The organism is Leptolyngbya sp. UWPOB_LEPTO1, from assembly GCF_017302695.1.
Classification (GTDB): domain Bacteria; phylum Cyanobacteriota; class Cyanobacteriia; order Leptolyngbyales; family Leptolyngbyaceae; genus Leptolyngbya; species Leptolyngbya boryana.
In genome coordinates, this window is record NZ_JAFLCJ010000001.1 from 64,833 (window position 1) to 85,727 (window position 20,895).

At 47.5% G+C, this 20,895-nt stretch carries 14 protein-coding genes and 1 tRNA gene; 9 read left to right on the forward strand and 6 right to left on the reverse strand.

Going from position 1 to position 20,895, the window contains the following annotated elements:
- Nucleotides 1-8: 8 nt before the first annotated feature.
- Nucleotides 9-920, reverse strand: a complete 912-nt coding sequence (thrB, locus tag J0L70_RS00330; protein ID WP_287452612.1) for a homoserine kinase — start codon at nt 918-920, stop codon at nt 9-11.
- Between the two features lie 85 nt (nt 921-1,005).
- Here thrB and J0L70_RS00335 point away from each other — a divergent pair, with 85 nt between their 5' ends.
- Both J0L70_RS00335 and J0L70_RS00340 read left to right on the forward strand, forming a co-directional pair.
- On the forward strand, nt 1,006-2,250 hold the full coding sequence (locus tag J0L70_RS00335) for a bifunctional folylpolyglutamate synthase/dihydrofolate synthase (RefSeq protein WP_287452614.1): 1,245 nt from the start codon (nt 1,006-1,008) through the stop codon (nt 2,248-2,250).
- A 128-nt stretch (nt 2,251-2,378) separates the two neighbouring features.
- The gene (locus J0L70_RS00340; protein ID WP_502711018.1) at nt 2,379-3,632 is read left to right on the forward strand and encodes a dihydrolipoamide acetyltransferase family protein; all 1,254 of its coding nucleotides are present in this window, start codon (nt 2,379-2,381) and stop codon (nt 3,630-3,632) included.
- Nucleotides 3,633-3,820: 188 nt separating this feature from the next.
- Here the strand turns inward: J0L70_RS00340 and J0L70_RS32115 are convergent, their stop codons facing one another.
- The 3 genes from J0L70_RS32115 to J0L70_RS00350 form a co-directional block, all read right to left on the reverse strand.
- Nucleotides 3,821-3,967: a DUF8639 family protein gene (locus J0L70_RS32115; RefSeq protein ID WP_017290724.1), complete on the reverse strand. Its 147-nt coding sequence runs from the start codon at nt 3,965-3,967 to the stop codon at nt 3,821-3,823.
- A gap of 64 nt (nt 3,968-4,031) precedes the next feature.
- Nucleotides 4,032-5,075 carry an N-acetyltransferase DgcN family protein gene (locus J0L70_RS00345; protein WP_287452617.1) on the reverse strand — a complete coding sequence of 348 codons (1,044 nt, stop codon included), beginning with the start codon at nt 5,073-5,075 and terminating at the stop codon, nt 4,032-4,034.
- Nucleotides 5,069-6,145, reverse strand: coding sequence for a dipeptide epimerase (locus tag J0L70_RS00350; protein WP_287452619.1), 1,077 nt, complete (start codon nt 6,143-6,145; stop codon nt 5,069-5,071). Before J0L70_RS00350 ends, J0L70_RS00345 begins: the two co-directional genes overlap by 7 nt.
- Nucleotides 6,146-6,560: 415 nt before the next feature.
- Between J0L70_RS00350 and J0L70_RS00355 the strand changes: the two genes are divergently transcribed.
- The 6 genes from J0L70_RS00355 (at nt 6,561) to J0L70_RS00380 (ending at nt 17,390) form a co-directional block, all read left to right on the forward strand.
- The gene (locus J0L70_RS00355) at nt 6,561-7,580 is read left to right on the forward strand and encodes a HEAT repeat domain-containing protein (protein ID WP_287452621.1); all 1,020 of its coding nucleotides are present in this window, start codon (nt 6,561-6,563) and stop codon (nt 7,578-7,580) included.
- A 326-nt stretch (nt 7,581-7,906) separates the two neighbouring features.
- Nucleotides 7,907-7,978 (forward strand) — tRNA-Asn (locus J0L70_RS00360).
- 6 nt (nt 7,979-7,984) lie between these two features.
- Nucleotides 7,985-9,139, forward strand: coding sequence for an aminotransferase class V-fold PLP-dependent enzyme (locus J0L70_RS00365; RefSeq protein WP_287452623.1), 1,155 nt, complete (start codon nt 7,985-7,987; stop codon nt 9,137-9,139).
- A 187-nt stretch (nt 9,140-9,326) separates the two neighbouring features.
- On the forward strand, nt 9,327-9,497 hold the full coding sequence (locus tag J0L70_RS00370; protein WP_197693230.1) for a hypothetical protein: 171 nt from the start codon (nt 9,327-9,329) through the stop codon (nt 9,495-9,497).
- 283 nt (nt 9,498-9,780) lie between these two features.
- Nucleotides 9,781-16,992 (forward strand): choice-of-anchor I family protein, encoded by a 7,212-nt coding sequence (locus J0L70_RS00375; protein WP_287452627.1) that lies wholly within the window; start codon nt 9,781-9,783, stop codon nt 16,990-16,992.
- 254 nt (nt 16,993-17,246) lie between these two features.
- Nucleotides 17,247-17,390: a hypothetical protein gene (locus J0L70_RS00380; RefSeq protein WP_017290716.1), complete on the forward strand. Its 144-nt coding sequence runs from the start codon at nt 17,247-17,249 to the stop codon at nt 17,388-17,390.
- A gap of 79 nt (nt 17,391-17,469) precedes the next feature.
- Here J0L70_RS00380 and J0L70_RS00385 read toward each other — a convergent pair whose 3' ends face one another.
- Nucleotides 17,470-18,597, reverse strand: a complete 1,128-nt coding sequence (locus J0L70_RS00385; protein WP_081614771.1) for a M23 family metallopeptidase — start codon at nt 18,595-18,597, stop codon at nt 17,470-17,472.
- 437 nt (nt 18,598-19,034) lie between these two features.
- On the opposite strand from J0L70_RS00385, the gene pgeF reads away from it, so the two are divergent.
- Nucleotides 19,035-19,796, forward strand: coding sequence for a peptidoglycan editing factor PgeF (pgeF, locus tag J0L70_RS00390; RefSeq protein ID WP_017290714.1), 762 nt, complete (start codon nt 19,035-19,037; stop codon nt 19,794-19,796).
- A gap of 55 nt (nt 19,797-19,851) precedes the next feature.
- Here the strand turns inward: pgeF and J0L70_RS00395 are convergent, their stop codons facing one another.
- Nucleotides 19,852-20,859, reverse strand: a complete 1,008-nt coding sequence (locus tag J0L70_RS00395) for a squalene/phytoene synthase family protein (protein ID WP_017290713.1) — start codon at nt 20,857-20,859, stop codon at nt 19,852-19,854.
- Nucleotides 20,860-20,895 lie beyond the last annotated feature (36 nt).

A 20,895-nucleotide genomic window follows, 5' to 3' on the forward strand; every position in this document is an offset into this window, starting at 1 on the left:
AGTTCTATCTAGAGTGTATTGATAATGCGAGTTCCTTGGGAGTCGATCGCTAAACATTTCGCATCGACTCCAACATTTAATTCTGTCCAAGCCTTTTCCATAGCTAATCGGACTCCTTCTGAGCAGTGTTGATGAGCAAGCGCTAGAACGGTCGATCCGGCTCCACTGATGACCACACCATAAGCACCTGCTGCGATCGCCGCTTCTCTCACTGCATCGTATCCCTTAATCAATTTCTCGCGATACGGCTGATGAATTCGGTCTTGCAAGGCAGCTTTTAGCCAATCAGCATTTCCCGTTTCTACGCCTCGAACAAATAGTCCTAGATGCGCTGTATTAAAAATCGCATCCGCACGGCTATAGTCTGTCGGCAAAACGCCGCGAGCTTCAGCCGTTGAAAGCTCAAAGTTCGGAATGGCAACGATCGGAACAATGCTCGCGTCCCAAGGAATATCACAGATTTCCCATGCCCGATCAATTCCTGATGCAGCCAATCGGCACCCCCCAATCAGAGCAGGCACAACATTGTCCGGATGTCCTTCAATCTCAGTCGCAAAAGCTGCAATCTCACTTTGACTCATCGGCGACCCTGCGATCGCGTTTGCTCCCACCAGTCCGCCGACAATTGCTGTTGCTGAACTTCCCAATCCCCGCGCCAAGGGAACATCCATCTTGATATCAATTGCGATCGCAGGAACAGATTGCTGAACGCGATCGAAGAATTTGACAACCGTCTGATAGACCATGTTGCTAGAATCGAGAGCAACGCGATCAGCTTCCGCTCCGGTTGCCGTAATTTTCAAGCCAGAGTCGATCGGCGAGAATTGAAATTCGTTGTAGAGCGTGAGAGCTGCTCCTAAACAATCAAATCCGGCTCCAAGATTGGCAGTCGTAGCGGGGACACGAACAGTAATAGACATGAGACGCGATCGCACTAAAATTTTGTTCAGTCCTTCATTGTAGTCTTGCGTGCGATGATTTTAGATGGTGGATTCCGTTGAACCTATGACCGATTTCTCTGAAAAAATTGATGCGTTGCTCCAAACCTATGAGCGCTTCGGCGTACATTTAGGGCTAGAAGCGAGTCTGAAGCTGCTTGCAGATTTAGGCAATCCCCAAAAGCAAGTCCCCATCATCCACGTAGCAGGCAGCAATGGCAAAGGATCGGTCTGTGCGTATCTATCTAGCATTTTGACAGAAGCAGGGTATAAAACAGGTCGCTACACTTCACCCCATTTAATTGATTGGAACGAGCGTATTTGCATTAACGGTCAACCGATTGCATCAGCAGCGTTATATCAAACATTGCTAAAAGTACAATCTCAGATTGATCCAGAGCATTCACCCACTCAATTTGAAGTGATTACCGCAGCCATGTGGGTTTACTTTGCTGAACAGCAAGTAGATATTGCAGTGATCGAAGTCGGATTGGGCGGAAGATTAGATGCAACCAATGTGGTTGACAATCCTTTAGTCAGCGTCATTGTGTCGATTAGTCGAGAACATTGGCAGCGATTAGGATTTACGATTTCAAATATTGCCCAAGAAAAAGCAGGAATTCTCAAAGCAAACCATCCTGCTGTCATTGGACAGTTGCCCGATGAAGCAAAAGCAGTTGTCGATCGACAAATTGCCGCGCTCGGTTGTCCTGTCGTTTATCCTCAACCCTCACAACTCATTGGCGGCTGGGCACATCAGGGATCGCTAAAATATCAACTTCCACTTCAAGGAGAGATTCAATTACACAATTCGGCTTTAGCGATCGCTGCCATTCAATTTCTTCGTCAACAAAACTGGAATATTTCAGATGATGCCATCGTCAATGGAATCGCAAATACAACATGGGCAGGGCGGATGCAGTGGTATGAATGGCAAGGAAATCGGATTTTGATCGATGGCGCACATAATCCGGCAAGTGCGATCGCGCTACGGCAATTTGTAGATTCGCTAAATCGCCCGATTCACTGGGTAATGGGAATGCTAACGACCAAAGATCACGCAGATATTTTTAAAGCACTTTTGCGATCGCAAGATTCGCTTTATCTCATTCCTGTACCAGGTCATAGTTCGGCTGATCCGAGTGAATTAGCCACGCTTGCAAAAGAAATTTGTCCGGGCTTGGAGACTTGTCAAGTCTATCCCGATGTCTTTGCAGGATTGCAGGCTGCCCAATCCAAGAATCTGACAGTGCTGTGCGGCTCTTTATATTTAATTGGTGACTTTTTTCAGCAGCAGCGCGATCGCAGCTAAATTTGCTGCCAAATTTCGATACAATCTGATCTGCACAAAAAATCGCATTCTTGTGTTCAGATTCTGATCCACCCTGAAATGTACCCGCCATGATCCACGAAATTTTTATGCCCGCCCTCAGTTCCACCATGACCGAAGGAAAAATCGTGTCCTGGCTCAAAGCTCCGGGCGACAAAGTTGAGAAAGGTGAAACCGTTGTGGTGGTTGAGTCTGACAAGGCTGATATGGACGTAGAATCCTTTTACGAAGGATTTTTAGCTACGATCGTCGTTGATGCAGGCAACTCAGCTCCGGTCGGATCTGCGATCGCGCTCTTAGCTGAAACCGAAGCCGAGATCGAAGCCGCGAAACAACAAGCGACCCAAACAACTCCGAGCGCTCCGGCTGCCACTGCCGCTGCTACAACACCGACTCCAGAACCTGTTGCTGCCGCTGCCACAAATGGCTCATCTAGTGCGCCGACTCAAAATGGACGGATCGTTGCTTCTCCACGGGCACGGAAACTCGCAAAAGAGTTAAAAGTTGAACTGGGTGCTGTGGTTGGAAGTGGTCCGCATGGTCGAATTGTGGCAGAAGATATCGAAAAAGCTGCTGGCAAAACCCCAACCGTCAAACCTGCCGCAAAACCTGCTGCACCTGTTGCGCCTGCTGCTGTTGCTGCTGCACCCGCTCCGAGAGCCGCTGCTGCGCCTGTCGCTCCCACCCAACCGGGTCAAATCAAGCCGATGACGACCTTGCAAACCGCAGTCGTCCGGAATATGAATGCAAGTTTAGATGTTCCAGTCTTCCGAGCTTCGTACACGATTACAACGGATGCACTCGACAAACTGTACAAACAGGTGAAATCGAAGGGTGTCACGATGTCAGCCTTGCTCACAAAAGCGATCGCGATGGCGTTGCAAAAACATCCTTTACTGTATGCAAGCTACGTTGAGAACGGCATTCACTTTAACGAGTCGATCAACATTGCAAATGCAGTCGCAATGGAAGATGGTGGCTTGATCACTCCTGTATTGAAAAATGCAGATCAGCAAGATCTTTACTCGCTGTCTCGGAACTGGAAAGATTTAGTCGATCGTGCAAGATCAAAACAACTCCAACCCGATGAATATAGTTCTGGAACGTTCACAGTCTCGAACTTAGGCATGTTTGGTGTGGATGCGTTTGATGCAATCTTGCCACCAGGACAGGGAGCGATTTTAGCGATCGGCGCATCTCGTCCAACCGTAGTTGCAACCGATGATGGACTGCTCGGAGTACGCCGACAAATGCAGGTAAATATCACTTGCGATCACCGCATTATTTACGGTGCAGATGCGGCAATATTCTTGCGTGATTTAGCAAAACTGATTGAAACCGATGTTCAATCGTTGACGCTGTAACAAAGTGAGGAACTCCGAGATTCTCATCCCGGAGTTTTCATAGAGCTACTAGATAGAATCTTGCCCAGGCTCTATACAGATCCTGGGCTTTTCAATTTATTACCAAGTTTTCATCCGTTATGAGAATGATGCGACGATTCTGAAAACTTCTTGTCTGAAGATGATGCGCCTGCTGAATTTCGGATGAATCAGTAACCACTTTCCGCAACACAGATGCCTTGGCATTTGATTCCATTCGTTGCAGTTCGTAAGCAATACGGACAGAGAATTTTTTCAGGCTCAGCTGCTTGTTGAGTCTCTACTGAAGAATTCGTTTGCGGATTATCTTTAGACATACGACTTAGACACGCGAGGACAGGGCGACTTGAACCATTCGCTAGTCTAACAAATTCGTTACATTTAGATCGCCATTTCACGGTTTAGAACCGCGTCTAGCAACAGATCAGCCCCAAATCGAATCGGATCAGTGCAAGGAAGCTGCGTTTCTTCCTGAATCAATGAGATCGCTCTCCAAGCCGCATCTGTTTCTAAATGAGCTGTATTCAACGCGATCGCGGCCACCTTCACGGCTGCAAACGCTCCGCCCGCAGAGGCAAGCGATTCATAAACCTGCACCACATCCTTCAAAGGCGGAATTGGCACCTGCGGAAAGTTGCGAATGCTCATTTGTCCTGCCCGATGCACTAAAACTAAATGAGTCGGCTGCGAACCGCGAATCAGAGGCAAGGTCGCCGTTGAAGCTGGATTAAATATAGAACCTTGCCCCTCGACGTGCAAAATGTCCTGGTCTGCATAACGCATCACAAGCTGTTCAACTGCACCTGAAGCAAAATCAACTCGCACTGCATCGAGCGGAATCCCATCCCCTGCAATCATAATTCCAGCCTGTCCCGTACCCAAAAACTGCGATCGCAATCCTCTCTGCTCGGCAATCTTATGCATCTCCAAACTCGTAGACATCTTGCCAATACTCATATCTGTGCCAACGGTGAGCACTCTTCGGCAAGTCAGCGATCTCGCTGCTCCAGTTCCAATTTGTAATCCAGGTGGCTCTTGACGAATATCCCAAATCCATTGATTCGATTGAAGGTTTTGAAATTTTGGGAGTAGAGGGGTGTGCAGCCCATTGACGATCGACAAACCAGCCTCCACAGCCTGCCGAACTTCCGCAAACCAAGAATCAGGTAAGACTCCTCCAGAAGGCGCAATCCCAATCAATAAAACAGTCGGTTGATGTTTCAAAGCTTCCGTCACCGAACTCACGATCGGAGCCTGACACACAATCTTGGTTAGACCTTGATAAGACTGTTCAGCACATTGATGATCAATAATTGCCACCACTGAATCAGGGCGAGCACGTGTAAAAGCTAAGCCTGTTTTACCCTGTGTTCCTTGGATGCCTTCATGCAAAAGTACAGCAACTCGATCGTTTAATCTCAGCATGATCTTGCCCTCAGCGAAACGCCCAAACCTGGATCTTGATTTGGAATCACACGCCCACTTTCAAACATTGCACCGACAAACGGATCATCAACTAAATTCAAATGACTATCGAGATCCAAATAATCCGCGAAGGGCGAGAGATGAGCGAGTGCTGTATTCATTAATGAACTATCCGAATAGCAGCCAAACATAATTTTCAAGCCATGAGCTTTTGCCGTATGAATCATACGCAACGCTTCACTCAACCCTCCAGATTTCATCAGTTTGATATTGATTCCATGCACTCGATCGCTTAAAGCTGGAATAGATTGACTCGTAAAACAACTCTCATCGACAAAAATTGGCAAAGGAGAAAGATAAAACAGCTTCGTCAGTTCAGCTTCTTGCCCTTTTGCGAGCGGTTGTTCGATATAAGTGACTTTGCGATCGCTCAACCAATGCGCCATTTTCAACGCCGATTCGACTGTCCAACCCCCATTGGCATCGACACTAATCTGCTCAATATCTGGAGCCACTTCTAGCACTGCTTCAAACATTGCCTGATCGGCTGCAATGCCTTCTGGACTTCCTAGCTTGACTTTCAGCGCTCGAATGTCTTGTCGTGGCGATTCGATCGTCCCTTTACCGAGCCAATCCTTAACCCGCTGTTTTGCGCCTTCTGGCGTATTGATCCCGATTGTCACTGAAGTCGGAACAATGCGATCGCGGTCTAGTCCCCAAAGCTTCCAAAGCGGTAGCCCTGCCGATTTGCCCAACCAATCATGTAATGCAATATCGAGCGCGGCACGCGCAGCAGAAGGAATCCGAGCCTGTGAAAGTAATTGATCGATGCGTTGACGCTCCAGAGGATGCAAAGCTTTCAGCAAAGGTGAGATCGCTTGAAGAGAACGCGCGATCGCTTCAGTCGTTTGGGGATTTTCTCCAATTGAGAAAGGCGAAGCTTCCCCCCATCCTTCAATACCGTCTTGCTCAATCCTGATCCAAATATTCGTAGTTTGGGCTGTAGTGCCACGGCTAATTTTGAGCGCAAAACGCTTATGAACGGTGAAAGTCTGGATCTGAAGTTGCATCGGTTAATTTTTAACGATCGACAAATGAAAAGCTCACAATCGCAAAGCACACAGTTACCTACCCTAACACCAAGTCAGAGCCGTGATACTCATTTCATTCGTTTAAGATGCCGGAACCAGCCCTTTCAAGGTGAGCCAATGTACTATAACGAATCTAGAGCATCCTGGAGATCGAAACGAGAGCAGATCAATTCAACTTGTTTTCACTGTTGAAAAAGTACTGTAGTTGCTCAATTGTGGAACAAGATTACTGGTTTACAGGGTTTTCATCTGACCTGGAAATAACACCTTGAAAGGGCTGGAGCGCACTCCTAACCTGCCAAGCGCGATCGCAGCCAACGGCATAACCTCTCTAAGACTGGAACCTAGAATCAGGAAAGAAGATACACCTTAATTTTCTAAGTGATCCGTAAAGATGCAAAGATGTCTGAACCTTAACTTACTCAGTCTAATCGTCGTCTGGGGAACCATTGCTATCCCAGTCGAGCCAAACGCTGCTACGACTCCCCCGACCAATCGCATCCTTGCCCAATCTTCGGCATCGCGTCCAGCATCTCTGTCCGCATTAATTCAGAAATTGAAAAGCCCGAAGGCAAGCGATCGCACCGCAGCCGCTTTTGAGATCGGACAAATGGGAACAACAGCAAGTCGAGCAACCCCTCACTTGATTCTTCTCCTTGATGATCCAGATAGCGGTGTGCGAGACAAAGCCGTGCAAGCCTTGGGCAGAATGGGGAAAGCCGCAAACGTTGCAATTCCTAAATTAGTGACGCTATTCAAAACTGATCTAGCGGTTCGGGGTCAATACGTCTTTACCTTAGCAAGTCTTGGATCTCCTACTATTCCTCACCTCATGCCACTGCTCAAAGATACAGATGCAACCATACGATTCGATGTTGTCTATACCGTTGCGCTTATCGGCAAATCTGGTAAAGCAGCGATCCCGCATCTCAAACCCCTGTTAAACGATCCTGACCCTGGCGTACACAGCATGGTTGCCCAAACGCTCTGGATGATAGGCGCACCTGCCTCTGATTTCCTTCCTACCCTGATTACGCTGCTCAAAGAATCGACTCATAGCGAAGCGCGGAGTCGGGCAACCTTTGTCTTAAAGGAAATGGGTGCGAAGACACCAGAGGTCATCCCCGCGCTCATTTCCCTATTAAAAGAACCCAATGAGCGAGTGCGAGATGAGGCAGCCCAAATCCTAGGAGAGCTTGGCAAACCTGCCATTCCTCAACTGATTGCACAATTGAAGCATCCAGATGAGGCGGTACGGGGTGCGGCAGCTTATGGGTTGGGCGTAATGCGGTCGGCAGCAAAATCAGCTATTCCTCATCTGACCCCACTCTTGAGAGATCCCAGTCAAAAGGTTCAACTCAAAGCGAGGGAGGCTCTAGCAAAAATCCAACGCCAAGCCCCCAAATCTAGGTAGTCAAACCAGCCCTTCCAAGGTGAGCCAATGTAATATAACGATCTAGAGGCATCCTGGAGATCGAAACGAGAGCAGATCAATAGATTACTGGTTTACAGGGTCTTCATCTGACCTGGAAATAACACCTTGAAAAGGCTGGATGCCGGGACTCGAAGCGATCCCCAAATCCTTTGATTCAAGGTAACCGCGAAGACAGCGTTGCTGCCCGAAAACCCCTGAAAACTCGGCATAATTCCAACTTGATTCGAGATGATCTAAGAAATTTTGAGAAAAGGCTTGCATAATTCTAGAAGGTCGGGTTATGATTAGTCTCGCGAGATACGCAATCCTCAGTAGCTCAGCGGTAGAGCGGTCGACTGTTAATCGATTGGTCACAAGTTCGAATCTTGTCTGGGGAGTTTTAGATGAATCACATTTCCAAACACTGGATGCTTGATCCAGATGTTGCCTTTCTCAATCATGGCTCGTTTGGAGCATGTCCGATCGCGGTTTTGCGAGTTCAAGAAGAATTCAGAAACCGCTTAGAACGGCAACCTCTGCGATTTCTAGGACGAGAATTTGAAGGATTGCTCGATCGAGCCAGAGATGGTTTAGCTGAATTCGTTGGTGCGAGTTCGGAAGAATTGGTGTTTGTCCCCAATGCGACCACTGGCGTAAATGCAGTGTTACGATCGCTCACTTTCTCGCCAACCGATGAACTGCTCACCACCAGTCAGGAATACAACGCCTGCCGAAATGCGCTAGATTTCGTCGCCGCGCGCTGTGGTGCGAAAGTTGTGGTCGCTGACGTCCCTTTTCCGATCGCATCTCCTTCTCAAGTCATTGAAGCAGTTCTGGCAAAAGTGACTGAGCGAACCCGCTTGGCATTAATCGATCATGTCGTCAGTCAGACCGGGCTTGTATTTCCGATCGCTCAAATCGTCCAAACTCTATCAGAACGTGGAATCGATACCCTGATCGATGGCGCTCACGCCCCTGGAATGGTGGATTTGAATCTCACCAATTTGGGTGCGACCTATTACGCTTCAACCTGTCACAAATGGATCTGCGCGCCGAAAGGAGCCGCTTTTCTCTACGTGAAAAAAGAGAAGCAAGCTGAGATTCGCCCCCTAACAATTAGCCACGGTTCAAATTCTCCTCGTCGCGATCGCTCCAAGTTCCACCTCGAATTTGATTGGATGGGCACAGACGATCCGACTGCATATTTAACAGTTCCAAGCGCGATCGCATATATGGGATCGCTGTTGCCGGGAGGCTGGGACGAAATTAGGGCAAAAAATCGAGATAAAGCGATCGCCGCCAGAAAGCAACTCTGTGAAATGCTGAATGTTGCTCCTCCTTGTCCAGAAGAAATGATTGGAGCATTAGCAACTATCCCGTTACCCAATGGTTCTTATGTAGAACTGCAAGACGCATTGTTAGAGAAATTTAACATTGAAGTGCCCATCGTTCCTTTTCCCCAGGCTCCCCAACGCTTAGTGCGAATCTCAGCTCAGTTGTATAACACCCCTGAACAGTACGAATATTTGGGCAATTCTCTCCTGACCCTAATTCAGTAAGATTTCTTTCACTAGAATTACTGAACTTTGCAAAAAAATTGATCAAAAAGGTTCCGCGATCCTTACCAGGGAAGTCCTAGGTGAAATTTGCCATCTTGGTAGTAGCAAAAACCATATCGAATCAGAATGTCACAATCCTGATTCAATTCGGTGTCGCCCTCACATGATACTTAGATGAATGGCTCCCATGATTCCACTAAAACCTCGTTTCCCGGTCTGGCAATATCTCAATCAGCCACTTTTCCATCTTGCATATCCGTTGATTTTGAATCCACGCCGTTACTGGTTCCACTATCGCGTTGAACTGCTCGAACGCTGTTTTATGCAAGACCTTGAATCTCAAGAAAGAAGAGATTAGTTTTCAAACTTGAATCAATTTATTTCTGACGATCGCGCTTCCGGTCATTTTCTCTAACGCCTCCTGACCGAGAATTCAAAAGCACGATCGTCTTTTGGTATGAATGATTTCCTGCAAACAAAATAATTGATGCAAACTTTAAGAAGTTCAAGTTTGCGTGAACTGACCAGTAGCGTTTGATACTCTTAAATCGGACTTAGCGCGTTCTTAAAGTTGGTGTGGGACGAATAGAGCGGGTGTATTTCATAGCTCTTGCATCAAGTCTCACACTGATTTTCAACTTATGGCATTTCAACTCCAGATTCTCCATGCTTCTGACTTTGAAGCTGGAATTCCCGCAATTACCGATTCCGTTAATTTCTCAACTGTAATTAACGCCCTGAAAGATGACTACGCCAACACGTTGATTTTGTCTTCAGGTGACAACTTTATTCCTGGTCCTTTTTTCTCATCAGGCAGTGATCCTGCATTAAGAGCATTACTCGGTCAAGAAGGAGTTGGACGCGCAGACATTGCGATCTTGAACGAACTCGGATTTCAAGCATCGGCACTTGGAAATCATGAATTCGATTTGGGAACCAATACGATCGCAAGTGTCCTCAATGTAAGTGGAGCCTATCCAGGCGCACAATTCCCTTATCTCAGTACAAACCTCAATTTCGCAAATGATGCTTCGTTGAGAGGATTAGTTGTCCCAGATGGACAAGCTCCGCGCCCCAACAGTATCGCCAAAAGTACCGTCATCACGGTTGGAGGTGAAAAAATCGGGATCATTGGCGCAACCACTCCAACTTTGCCCGCAATTTCTTCTCCCGGTGCGGGTGTCGTGGTTACACCTCAACCTTTTGCTGGAAATCCGACTCCAGAACAGTTAGATGCCCTCGCCCAAATCATTCAAGCTGAGGTGAACAATCTCGCGAATACTGGAATCAACAAAATTGTCGTCACGGCGCACATGCAGCAATTGTTCATCGAACGAGAGCTAGCTAAACGCCTGTCAAATGTGGATGTGATCATTGCAGGTGGATCACACACATTACTAGCCGATAGTACCGATCGCTTACGTCCCGGTGATACTACGGCTGGAATTTATCCATTAGTTGAACAATCTCCAACCGGAAGTGTTCTAGTCGTAAACACGGCTGCAAACTACACTTATGTAGGGCGCTTAGTAGCTGAGTTTGATGCTCAAGGTAAGATTGATCTCTCTACGCTCAATCCTTTAATCAATGGAGCTTATGCCACAGATGCAGCCAGTGTGAGTGCTTTGGTTGCGGTAAATCCCGGAACTCCTGATCCTGAGATTGTCGAAATCGCTCAAACCTTGCGCGATCGCGTCATTATTCCAAAAGACAGCAGCATTTTCGGCAGCACCAGCGTCTTTCTCAATGGAACACGAGAAGATGTCCGAACGCAGGAGACCAACCTAGGTAATCTCACCGCAGATGCAAATCTGTTTGCAGCCCGTCAGACCGATGCAAATGTTGTACTTTCCCTGAAAAATGGTGGCGGAATTCGTGACAACATTGGCGTTGTCAGTGGATCAGGAGGAGCCACAGGAGCCGTCGATCGATTACCGCCGAGTGCAAACGATTTAGCGAATAAAAAATCAGGAGAGATCTCTCAACTCGATATTGAAAATTCCTTACGCTTTAACAATGCTCTGACCCTTGTAACGGTTACTGCGGCTCAGTTAAAAGACTTGATAGAGCATGGTGTTGCTGGCGTTCGTCCGGGAGCGACTCCGGGAGCTTTTCCACAGATTGGAGGATTTCAGTTTAGCTTTGATCCGACTCGCACCGCTCGCACGGCAACGGCTCCAGGCGAAAGAGTCCAATCGCTCTCAATTACTGATGCGAATGGCAACGCGATCGAGGAAGTTGTCCGAGGTGGGCAAATTATTGGCGATCCAACTCGCACCTTCCGCATGGTGACTTTAAGCTTCCTAGTCGGTGCACCCGGAGCAACAACCGGAGGAGATGGCTATCCATTCCCGCAGATTATCGCTGCCAATCCAACCCAGGCGAATCGAGTAGACCTGCTCGATCCATCCCGGACTGGCGTTGCCACCTTTGCAGATAATGGAACCGAACAAGATGCGTTTGCAGAATATCTCAAAGCGATTGGCAGCTTCGATGCAGCAGATGTTGACCCTACCAAAGATACTCGCATTCGGAATCTAGCTCTTGCGCCTGATGCAATTGTACCGAACTCTAGCACGCTCACCAAAATTGGCGGATTAGCACTAGCAGGTGGCTCAGAAATTTCTGCTTATGATGCTGAGACCAAGCAATTGTTCGTGATTGGAGGAAGCACGAAGCTCGAAATTGTAGACTTGAGCGATCCGAAAGCTCCAAAGTTGGTTAACTCAATCGAGCTTGCTCCTTTTGGGAGTGGGACGAATAGCGTTGCAGTAAAAGATGGCATCGTTGCAGTTGCAATTGATGGCATTCGCAAAACTGATCCGGGTCAAGTTGTCTTTTTAGATGTTCAAGGTAACATTCAAAGAAGTGTCGCAGTCGGTGCAATTCCTGACATGTTGACATTCACCCCAGATGGTAAAAAGATTCTGGTAGCAAATGAAGGGGAGCCGAATAGCTACAATCAGACGGATTCGATTGATCCCGTTGGCTCGATCAGTATCATCGACATCTCCAATGGCATTGCGAATGTAACTGTAAGTACTGCTGGATTTGAGAGCTTCAATAATCAAAAAGCAGATCTACAAGCAAAAGGCATTCGGATCTATGGACCGAATGCAACAGTTGCACAAGATTTAGAGCCGGAATATATCACTGTTTCAGATGATGGCAAGACGGCATGGGTGACACTTCAGGAAAATAATGCGATCGCAGTTGTGGATATTGCAACTGCGAAAGTGACTGATCTGTTACCGCTAGGTTTGAAGGATCACAGCAAAGGGCTACCCACGCTGAAATCCTACGAATTTAAGAATCTGCCTGTTTTGGGCAAGACTGCAACGACCAATCCCAACAATCCGGCTCAAACGACACCTGGGCAAGAGATTCTACTAGGTGGCTTCTCTGGGCTGGTGTTTGAAGGAATTGCCGCGAATGGCAATCTGAAATTTGTGACGCACACCGATCGCGGACCTAATGGTGAAGCTGGCGATCTCGGTCGTCCTTTCGCCTTGCCTGATTTTCAGCCTCAACTGATTCGATTTGAACTCAATCAAGCCTCTGGTGAGATTACCTTAACTGATCGAATTGGATTAAGCCGTCCCGATGGTACACCACTCACAGGCTTACCAAATCTTCAGAATGGGGCTGTCGGCACTGCTTTTACAGATGAAATTCCAGTAGATCTGTTTGGGAATCGCTTGGAAAATGACCCACTGGGAGGCGATTTTGAAGGGCTAGCTATTGCAGCAGATGGCACATTTTGGCTAGTAGATGAATATCGACCTGCGATTTATCATTTCAATCCACAAGGTCGGTTGATTGATCGCTTTATTCCCAAAGGTTCACCCACTGAAAATGCTAGCTTTGGCACACCTGTTTTACCGGAAGTCTATGCACAGCGCCGCAATAATCGCGGATTTGAAGCAGTTGCTTTAGAAGGAAACAAACTTTATGCCTTCATTCAAAGCGCGATCGACAATCCTGATACGGCAAACGATAGTACTTCCCGGAATTCTCGCAACCTGAGAGTCCTAGAGTTTGACATCACAACGAAAGCTGTCACGGGCGAATATCTTTACATTCTGGATGATATTAGCGGCAGTGGAAATGCGAGAACTGACAAGATTGGGGATGCCGTCGCACTGGGAAATGGCAAATTCTTAGTCGTTGAGCGAGACGATCGCAGTGGAACGAATGCGAACAAGTTACTGTATGAAATTGATCTCAAAGGTGCGACTAACATTGGCACAGTCACCAGTGTTGGCGGGAAAACGATTGAGCAATTGACGATCGCAGAACTGAGTGCCGCCAATCTTCGACCTATCACGAAGCGGCTGGTCACAAATGCTGCTGCTCTAGGGTATACAGGCATTGAAAAGCTAGAAGGGCTAGCAAGAATTGATGCGAACACGATCGCGTTAATCAACGACAACGATTTTGGAGTCGGCGGTAGTACTGCAAAAGATGGGGTTCTCTCTGGGACAACCGTTCCTAATACGATCAAATTAGGAATTGTCAGCTTTAATCAAAGCAATGGGCTAGATGCCAGCGATCGCGATAATGCAATTAACATTCGCAATCAACCTGTATTCGGCATGTATCAACCCGATGCGATCGCCCAATTTACAGTCAATGGTGAAACTTTCATCATTACTGCCAATGAAGGTGATGCCCGTGACTATACAGGCTTTTCTGAAGAAATTCGAGTAGGAAGTAGTAACTATCGCCTTGATCCTAGTGTCTTTCCTAATGCTACCGATCTGAAGCGCGATGCAAATTTGGGACGGTTAACTGTTACGACTGCGACAGGGGATACGAATGGCGATGGCTTCTTCGATCGCATTGAAGTCCTCGGAACTCGTTCGTTCTCGATTCGCGACACGAAGGGCAATCTCGTGTTCGACAGTGGTGATCAGTTTGAGCAGATTACAGCTTCTGCTTTTCCTAGCTTCTTTAACTCTGACAATGCAGCAAACAATTTCGACAATCGCAGCGACAACAAAGGGCCTGAACCAGAAGCAGTCGTCGTTGGAACGATCAACGATCGTATCTATGCCTTTATCGGGTTAGAACGCATTGGCGGTGTGATGGTGTACGAGGTGACAAATCCGCGCAAACCCGTATTTGTCGAGTACTTTAATCCGCGTGATTTCAGAGTCAGCCCTACCTCCGGAGCAACAGATTCGGGTCCTGAAGGTCTGACTTTTATTGCTGCTAAAGAGAGTCCAAACGGGAAACCTCTCCTCGTTGTCACCAATGAGATTAGTAAAACGACTGCTGTCCTAGAATTCAATCCGCCTACTCGAATTAGTGATATTCAAGGAGCAGCACAGCGATCGCTACTCGTCGGTCAAACTGTGAACAATGTTGCAGGGATTGTCACGGTTGTTCGGAACAATGGCTTCTACATTCAAGATCCAACTCCCGATACTAACTCTGCAACCTCTGAAGGCATTTTCATCTTTACCAATACAGCTCCTACTGTGAAAGTGGGCGATGCAGTTCAAGTGAATGGTGTTGTCAGTGAGTTTCGTCCGGGTGGCACAACGAGTACAAACTTAACCACAACTCAAATTGGTGGAGCAGGTAATCCAGCGGCAACCTTTAGAGTGTTGTCGAGCAACAATCCACTGCCTGATGTGACTGTCATTGGAACAGGTGGACGCATCCCACCAAACCAAGTGATTAGTAATGGTGCTGTCAATGGCAATGTCGAAAATCCGGGTTCTGTCTTTAACCCGAATACCAATGGCATTGACTTCTACGAAAGCTTAGAAGGAATGCGAGTGCAAGTGAAAGACGCGGTTGCAGTCAGTCCCACGAACAATTTCGGCGAGATTGCTGTGCTCGCAAACAACGGTGCAAATGCGTCTCCTCGCACCGATCGAGGCGGAATCATCATCCAGCCAAGTGACTTTAATCCAGAGCGGATCATTGTAGATGATGCGATCGTATCTAACCCCCCCCAAGTGAATGTCGGCGATCGTTTCTCTAGCATTACTGGCGTGATCGATTACAGTTTCAACAATTTCAAACTGTTGAACACTGAACCGCTCATTGCCACATCGGGTGGGTTACAACGTGAAACGACATCCTTACAAGGCAGTACGAATCAACTCACCGTAGGAACGTTCAACGTTGAGAATCTCAGTCCAACCAGCGGTGTCGCCCAGTTTGCTGCTTTGGCAGATCAGATTGTCAAAAACTTGAAGTCACCGGACATTCTGAATGTTCAAGAAATTCAAGACAATAACGGCGCACAGAACAATGGTGTCGTTGATGCCAGCGTGACGTATCAACGCTTAATTGATGCGATCGTTGCAGCAGGGGGGACGCGGTATGAATATCGCCAAATCGATCCGGTGAACAATCAAGATGGAGGACAACCGGGAGCGAACATTCGGGTCGGCTTCTTGTTCAATCCAGAGCGCGTCAACTTTGTCGATCGTCTAGGGGGCGGTTCCTTAGTAGACACCACGTTTAACAAAGACGGACTTTCCGCAAGTCCAGGTCGCCTGAGTCCAACCAATCCTGCTTTTCTCGATTCGCGTAAGCCGCTAGTCGGTGAGTTTCGATTCAATGGTGGTCATCAAGTGTTTGTCATTAACAATCACTTCAACTCGAAAGGGGGAGATCAACCGCTATTTGGACAGTTCCAACCGCCAACTTTAACGACTGAACCCCAAAGAATCGAGCAAGCAAAAATCGTCAAAGATCTCGTCGATCGCATTCTTCAGCAAAATCCGGCTGCGAATGTCATTGTCACAGGTGATCTGAACGACTTCCAGTTTTCTGCACCGTTAGACATTCTGACCGGTGATCCGTCTTTAGTGAATCTGTATGACACGCTCCGTCCAAATCAGCGGTACAACTACAACTTTGAGGGGAATGCTCAGGCGCTCGATCACATTTTAGTCAGCCGCAACCTGTTCACTAACAGCGATGCAAAATTCGATGTGGTTCATATCAACTCCGAATTTGCCAATCAAGTCAGTGATCATGATCCACTCGTTTCACAATTCACCTTCGCTCAACCCGATGGCAAAGGCGGACAGAAGATTTTTGATATCCAATCTGGCGATCGCACAGTGATTGTCAATTTTGGAGGAATCGGACGTGGCACCAATCCGAGCGCAAACACAATCTCAGAAGCCGATACCCTCAAATTCACGGGTGCAGAACTCAACGCCAAAAATCTCCAACTCACGCAAAAAGGCAACGACCTTGAGATCTCTTTTACGGCTCCCGATAGCCCGATTGTGACGCTCAAAGACTTCCGTCTAGACACCCTAGACAATTTGCGCCGAGAAACTGGAGCCGCACTCAATATCGGTAATATTCTGTTCAATGCACAGAAGACGATCGCAGACGATTTTGATGTGCTCAATTCGGATGTGGTGCGTGGCAGAGTTTTCAACCGAAATACAGTCACCTTCTTAAATCAACTCGATAATGTCATTGACGGGTTCAATAACTCAGACGATGTTATCAACGGTCTAGACGGCAATGACATCCTCTACGGACTCAGCGGTAACGATACGCTTCGAGGTGGAGATGGTGATGATGTGCTATTTGGAGGATTAGGCAATGATGTTTTAGTCGGCGGCGCAGGTCGCGATACGTTCGTGATTCGCAGACAGGATAGAGCCGATCTGATTCTGGATTTTGAAGTCGGAGTCGATCTCATTGGCTTATCAGGCAACTTGCGATTTGAAGACCTCTCGATCGTTCAAGGGTCTGGCGCGTCGGTCAATAACACCTTAATTCAACTGACACGCAGCCAAGAAGTTCTCACAACGCTAGTTGGAGTGCAATCGAACACCTTACTCCAGTCGAGCTTCACGATCGTCTAAACCGTTCATCTAACCAAAAACGGATGTTGCGTTTTTTTTTGCAACATCCGTTTTTTGGCGTTTTAGAGTTGTATCTCTACCCAGAATGCACAAAATTTATGAAATTCAAGTGATGGAAAAGACACAAAATGTGTAGTATCTTGATAAAGCTTATAAATGTCACTCTATCTTGATAAACTACGGCTAAAAAATTGACATGTCTATCTGATCGAGTGTATTACTTCTACACAACATAGATTCCTCTTCATCTAGCTATGGCAAGTTTAGTTTTGATTAAATTCATTGCGATCGCGACACTCGGCTATTTTCTCTTCCTCAGCCTCTTAGCCGGAACATTAGATAACCCACTCACCTTTGTCGATGCAGGACTACTCTGGTTAGTTGGGAAGAAACTTTAAACGATAAAAACGTCTGATCTTCCCAGAAGATCAGACGTTCAGAAACGTAACGGTTTTCTTTAGAAACGTAACGGGTCTCTTACGATCGGGGCATGGGACCTTTGACGGGTTGTTGAGTTACCTGCATCGCTCTCGTCAACTGAGCCATTGCTTGTTCCAATGATAGTCCTGCATCTTGAGCAACCCAAGTCCCGTCCTGCATTTGTTGACGAAACTCGAAGTGCAAGTGAGGACCAGTCGAATTTCCAGTGCTGCCGACTCGTCCAATCACCGTTCCCTGCTTGACGATATCCCCAGGTTTCACGAACACTTCTGATAAGTGAGCATATAGGGTTTGTTGGGAGCCGTTCGTATGCTCCAGTGCAACGGATGCACCATATCCACCCAACCAATCAGAGAAAATGACTCGACCTGTCAAAGCTGCCAAAACAGGCGTTCCCATCGGCGCACCAATATCAGTTCCGGTATGGAGACGCTGATTGCCGGTAATTGGGTGAACCCGCCAGCCGAATACCGAGGTAATCACTGCCGGAACGGAAAGCGGGAAGAGCAGACGCACATCGCCATTTCCAGGCATACCCAGAGGACGCACCGTACGGTTGAAATAATTTTGGACAAACGAAGGCGGCACAACTGAAGGCGGTGTCCAAGTTGCGCTAGGTGCGGTACTTGCTGCTTCTACTGAGACTGCGGTTTCAGGATCTGCCTGATTAAAGGTCGGGCGAATGACTCCAGAAATCGCTTTTGAGACAGTGTTACCAATGCCTGTAGGTTTTGCAGGAGCGGTTGTGACCTTATTTGTGGTCGGATTTCGCTGCTCAATGACGATTTCATCGGGAGCTTGATAGCTAGGAGCGGGACTCGCAGCAGGTTGAGGCTGAACCAACGGAGACTCTGAAACGGGAGAAGACTCGGGAATCTCAATCTCAGCCGGAGGTGTAGGTTCGGCTGCAGCTTCCGGAACAGCCGGACTTGGAGTTGAAGTAGTCGTCAGAGCGGCTGCACTTGCAGGAGCGGGAGGCGTTGGCTCGGTCGCTGTAGATGTAGATGATGGTGCAACGACGATCGGGGAAGGAGAAATAATGGGAGCAGCTTGTGCTAGGGTCATGCTGCTACTAAAGACACCCAAACTACCGAGACATCCAAGCCGTCTGAGTAATCGCTTTTGGCTCCGGTCGGGGTGGGTCGGGGTGGGTCGTTGCGTCATACTGTACTGTCCTCTTTCAGCTTTGCTCGTGTTCACTCGTCGGTAATGACTCTGACTAAGTTCCGCTCGATAACTACTTGGGAATTCTTTACATTAGTTAACTATAATCTCCAGTCATATAGTACTGGGTTTTGAGTACAAATCCGGATTTAGGGAATTAGTTTTATCGAAATCTCACAAATGATCTCGCAGTCTTTCGTAGAACAATTCGCTTGCCATGATGCCAGCTTTTTCAGGATTTGAACTGCTTTGTTAACGATTGATTTACCGCTGTGTGACCTGAGTAAAACTGCGGAAGTTTCAAGAGAATGAACAGTCGTATTTCTCTGCGAGTTTGCACCAGATAATTTACGAAATCTTCATTCTTGTGGGCAAAGAACTGCCTGTCATCGCAATAAACCGTTACGATAACGAAGAGAAATTTCGTGGATGCCCTTATGCATAATTGGCACTGGCAAACTTGGAACGAATTGCCTTATTTAACCTGTAGTCTACTTCAGCCTTGGCAGCATGGCTTTTTTACGCAACAGTGTGCGCCACGAATGCCAGAAGAATTGATTGAGGCGTTAGACCCGGCTTCCGAGGTATATCGGGTCAAACAGGTTCACGGCAATACGGTCTTATCCCCGTCAGAGTTGGAGTATCCAGGAAATTTAGAACAGTTATCTGATGCAGATGGCATGATTACCGAGCGATCGCAGCAAGCGGTTTGGGCGTGTAGTGCCGATTGTACGCCTGCCTTAATTGCGGATGCGAAGACAGGAAATGTGGCTGCCGTGCATTCGGGTTGGCGAGGCACATCGTTAAAGATTGTGCCGATGGCGATCGCGAAATTACAAGCCCAAGGAACGCAACTTGAGGATGTCCGAATTGCATTAGGTCCAGCGATTTCGGGTGAAGTTTATCAAGTCTCACATCAAGTTGCATTAGAAGTGGCAGCTTCGATCCGAGCAGAACCCGAGTTGGAGAAATTACTCAGCCTGCCCAGTTCGCCAATTTTGCCAGATTCGACTCCCGGACGCGCTCGTTTAGATGTGCGCCGGGTGATTGCAATTCAACTTGAACAGATGGGAATTGCGCCTGAGCAAATCGCGATCGCACCCCACTGTACTTATCAAGATTCAAAAAACTTTTTTTCATATCGCCGTGAGAAGCTGAAAAAAGTTCAATGGTCAGGAATTGTAAGCGGCTCATTTTGACTTAGGCTAGAAAGCTAGGCTTCATCTCAAAGCTAACGCTCGTTCTTTTCACAACTCAAGCTCCGACCTTCAGCAGTTCGGTGTTCATTGATGCAAACTTACGCAGCTTGTGATGACGATCGTTCAATACACTCAACCGTCCTCCGTGCGGATAAGTGGTGGTCGCGTTCCACCGCGAAGGCATCATCAATACCAAATCTCGCTGCACCTCCCGCCAGTACACATGCGGGAATCGCATATAATCATATCCGCAACGACGAAAAACCCGTTCAATCCGAGCATATCGAGTCATTGACCATTCCCGTAGAATCTGCCAAGACGGATGTAAATCTGGCGACAAAATAAACGGATATGCTCGACGGCGCAGCGTGGGCAAATACTCATAAATCAAGAATTCCATCATTGCTCGGTAGCCTGGATTCTCCTGCGCCCGTAATTCCAAAATCTCAGATCGACTGATCCCAAATCGATCTAGCAGCTCGGTTGGCAAATAGCAAATGCCTTGCTCGGCATCTTCGCGCAGATCGCGAAGAATGTTGTAAAACTGGTCAACCGTACCGAATGCTCCAACAATCTGCCAAGTGGTAGTTGACAAGAATGGTAAAACCTGAAAGAATGAAGCAGCTAGCGCACGCATCATAACTTCAAACTCTTCCATTGTCTCAAAAACCATATCTTTTTGAGTATACCGATCGAGGGCTAAAAGATAGCGCTCCCAAGCTTTTAGAGACAGGTGAGAAGTTGGGTCACAGTTGTTGAACCACAGATTGCACATCGATTCAAATAGCACACGATGCGTCCCCGCAGGCTGCACTCTGCCTGTTGCACTTAGCCAACGCCAAGATGCGCAAAAGTCTTGGAAGTGACCAGAATTCCCTTCAATCATTTCGCTTTCAGCCAGTCGATCAGCGATCCGAATCCAGCGAATCCTCTCTAGCCAAACCGCTCGGACTTCCGGTTCGAGTTCCATCACCCAGGCGGCATTGTCCTCATCTTTCAGGGCATCATCCGCGATCGCGCGGTAATGAGACGAACCCACTAACTCAGCAACATACTTGTTCATATCAACAGGTGAATTTCAGTCTTGCCACGGCACTCA

Excerpts from the sequence above, each read along its gene's own strand:
- J0L70_RS00355 (WP_287452621.1), top strand. The coding sequence starts at position 6,561 with ATGCAAAGATGTCTGAACCTTAACTTACTCAGTCTAATCGTCGTCTGG.
- J0L70_RS00380 (WP_017290716.1), top strand. The coding sequence starts at position 17,247 with ATGGCAAGTTTAGTTTTGATTAAATTCATTGCGATCGCGACACTCGGC.
- J0L70_RS00340 (WP_502711018.1), top strand. The coding sequence starts at position 2,379 with ATGACCGAAGGAAAAATCGTGTCCTGGCTCAAAGCTCCGGGCGACAAA.
- J0L70_RS00375 (WP_287452627.1), top strand. The coding sequence starts at position 9,781 with ATGGCATTTCAACTCCAGATTCTCCATGCTTCTGACTTTGAAGCTGGA.
- thrB (WP_287452612.1), bottom strand. The coding sequence starts at position 920 with ATGTCTATTACTGTTCGTGTCCCCGCTACGACTGCCAATCTTGGAGCC.
- J0L70_RS00370 (WP_197693230.1), top strand. The coding sequence starts at position 9,327 with ATGATTCCACTAAAACCTCGTTTCCCGGTCTGGCAATATCTCAATCAG.
- J0L70_RS00395 (WP_017290713.1), bottom strand. The coding sequence starts at position 20,859 with ATGAACAAGTATGTTGCTGAGTTAGTGGGTTCGTCTCATTACCGCGCG.
- J0L70_RS00350 (WP_287452619.1), bottom strand. The coding sequence starts at position 6,145 with ATGCAACTTCAGATCCAGACTTTCACCGTTCATAAGCGTTTTGCGCTC.
- J0L70_RS00345 (WP_287452617.1), bottom strand. The coding sequence starts at position 5,075 with ATGCTGAGATTAAACGATCGAGTTGCTGTACTTTTGCATGAAGGCATC.
- J0L70_RS00365 (WP_287452623.1), top strand. The coding sequence starts at position 7,985 with ATGAATCACATTTCCAAACACTGGATGCTTGATCCAGATGTTGCCTTT.
- J0L70_RS00385 (WP_081614771.1), bottom strand. The coding sequence starts at position 18,597 with ATGACGCAACGACCCACCCCGACCCACCCCGACCGGAGCCAAAAGCGA.
- J0L70_RS00335 (WP_287452614.1), top strand. The coding sequence starts at position 1,006 with ATGACCGATTTCTCTGAAAAAATTGATGCGTTGCTCCAAACCTATGAG.
- J0L70_RS32115 (WP_017290724.1), bottom strand. The coding sequence starts at position 3,967 with ATGTCTAAAGATAATCCGCAAACGAATTCTTCAGTAGAGACTCAACAA.
- pgeF (WP_017290714.1), top strand. The coding sequence starts at position 19,035 with ATGCATAATTGGCACTGGCAAACTTGGAACGAATTGCCTTATTTAACC.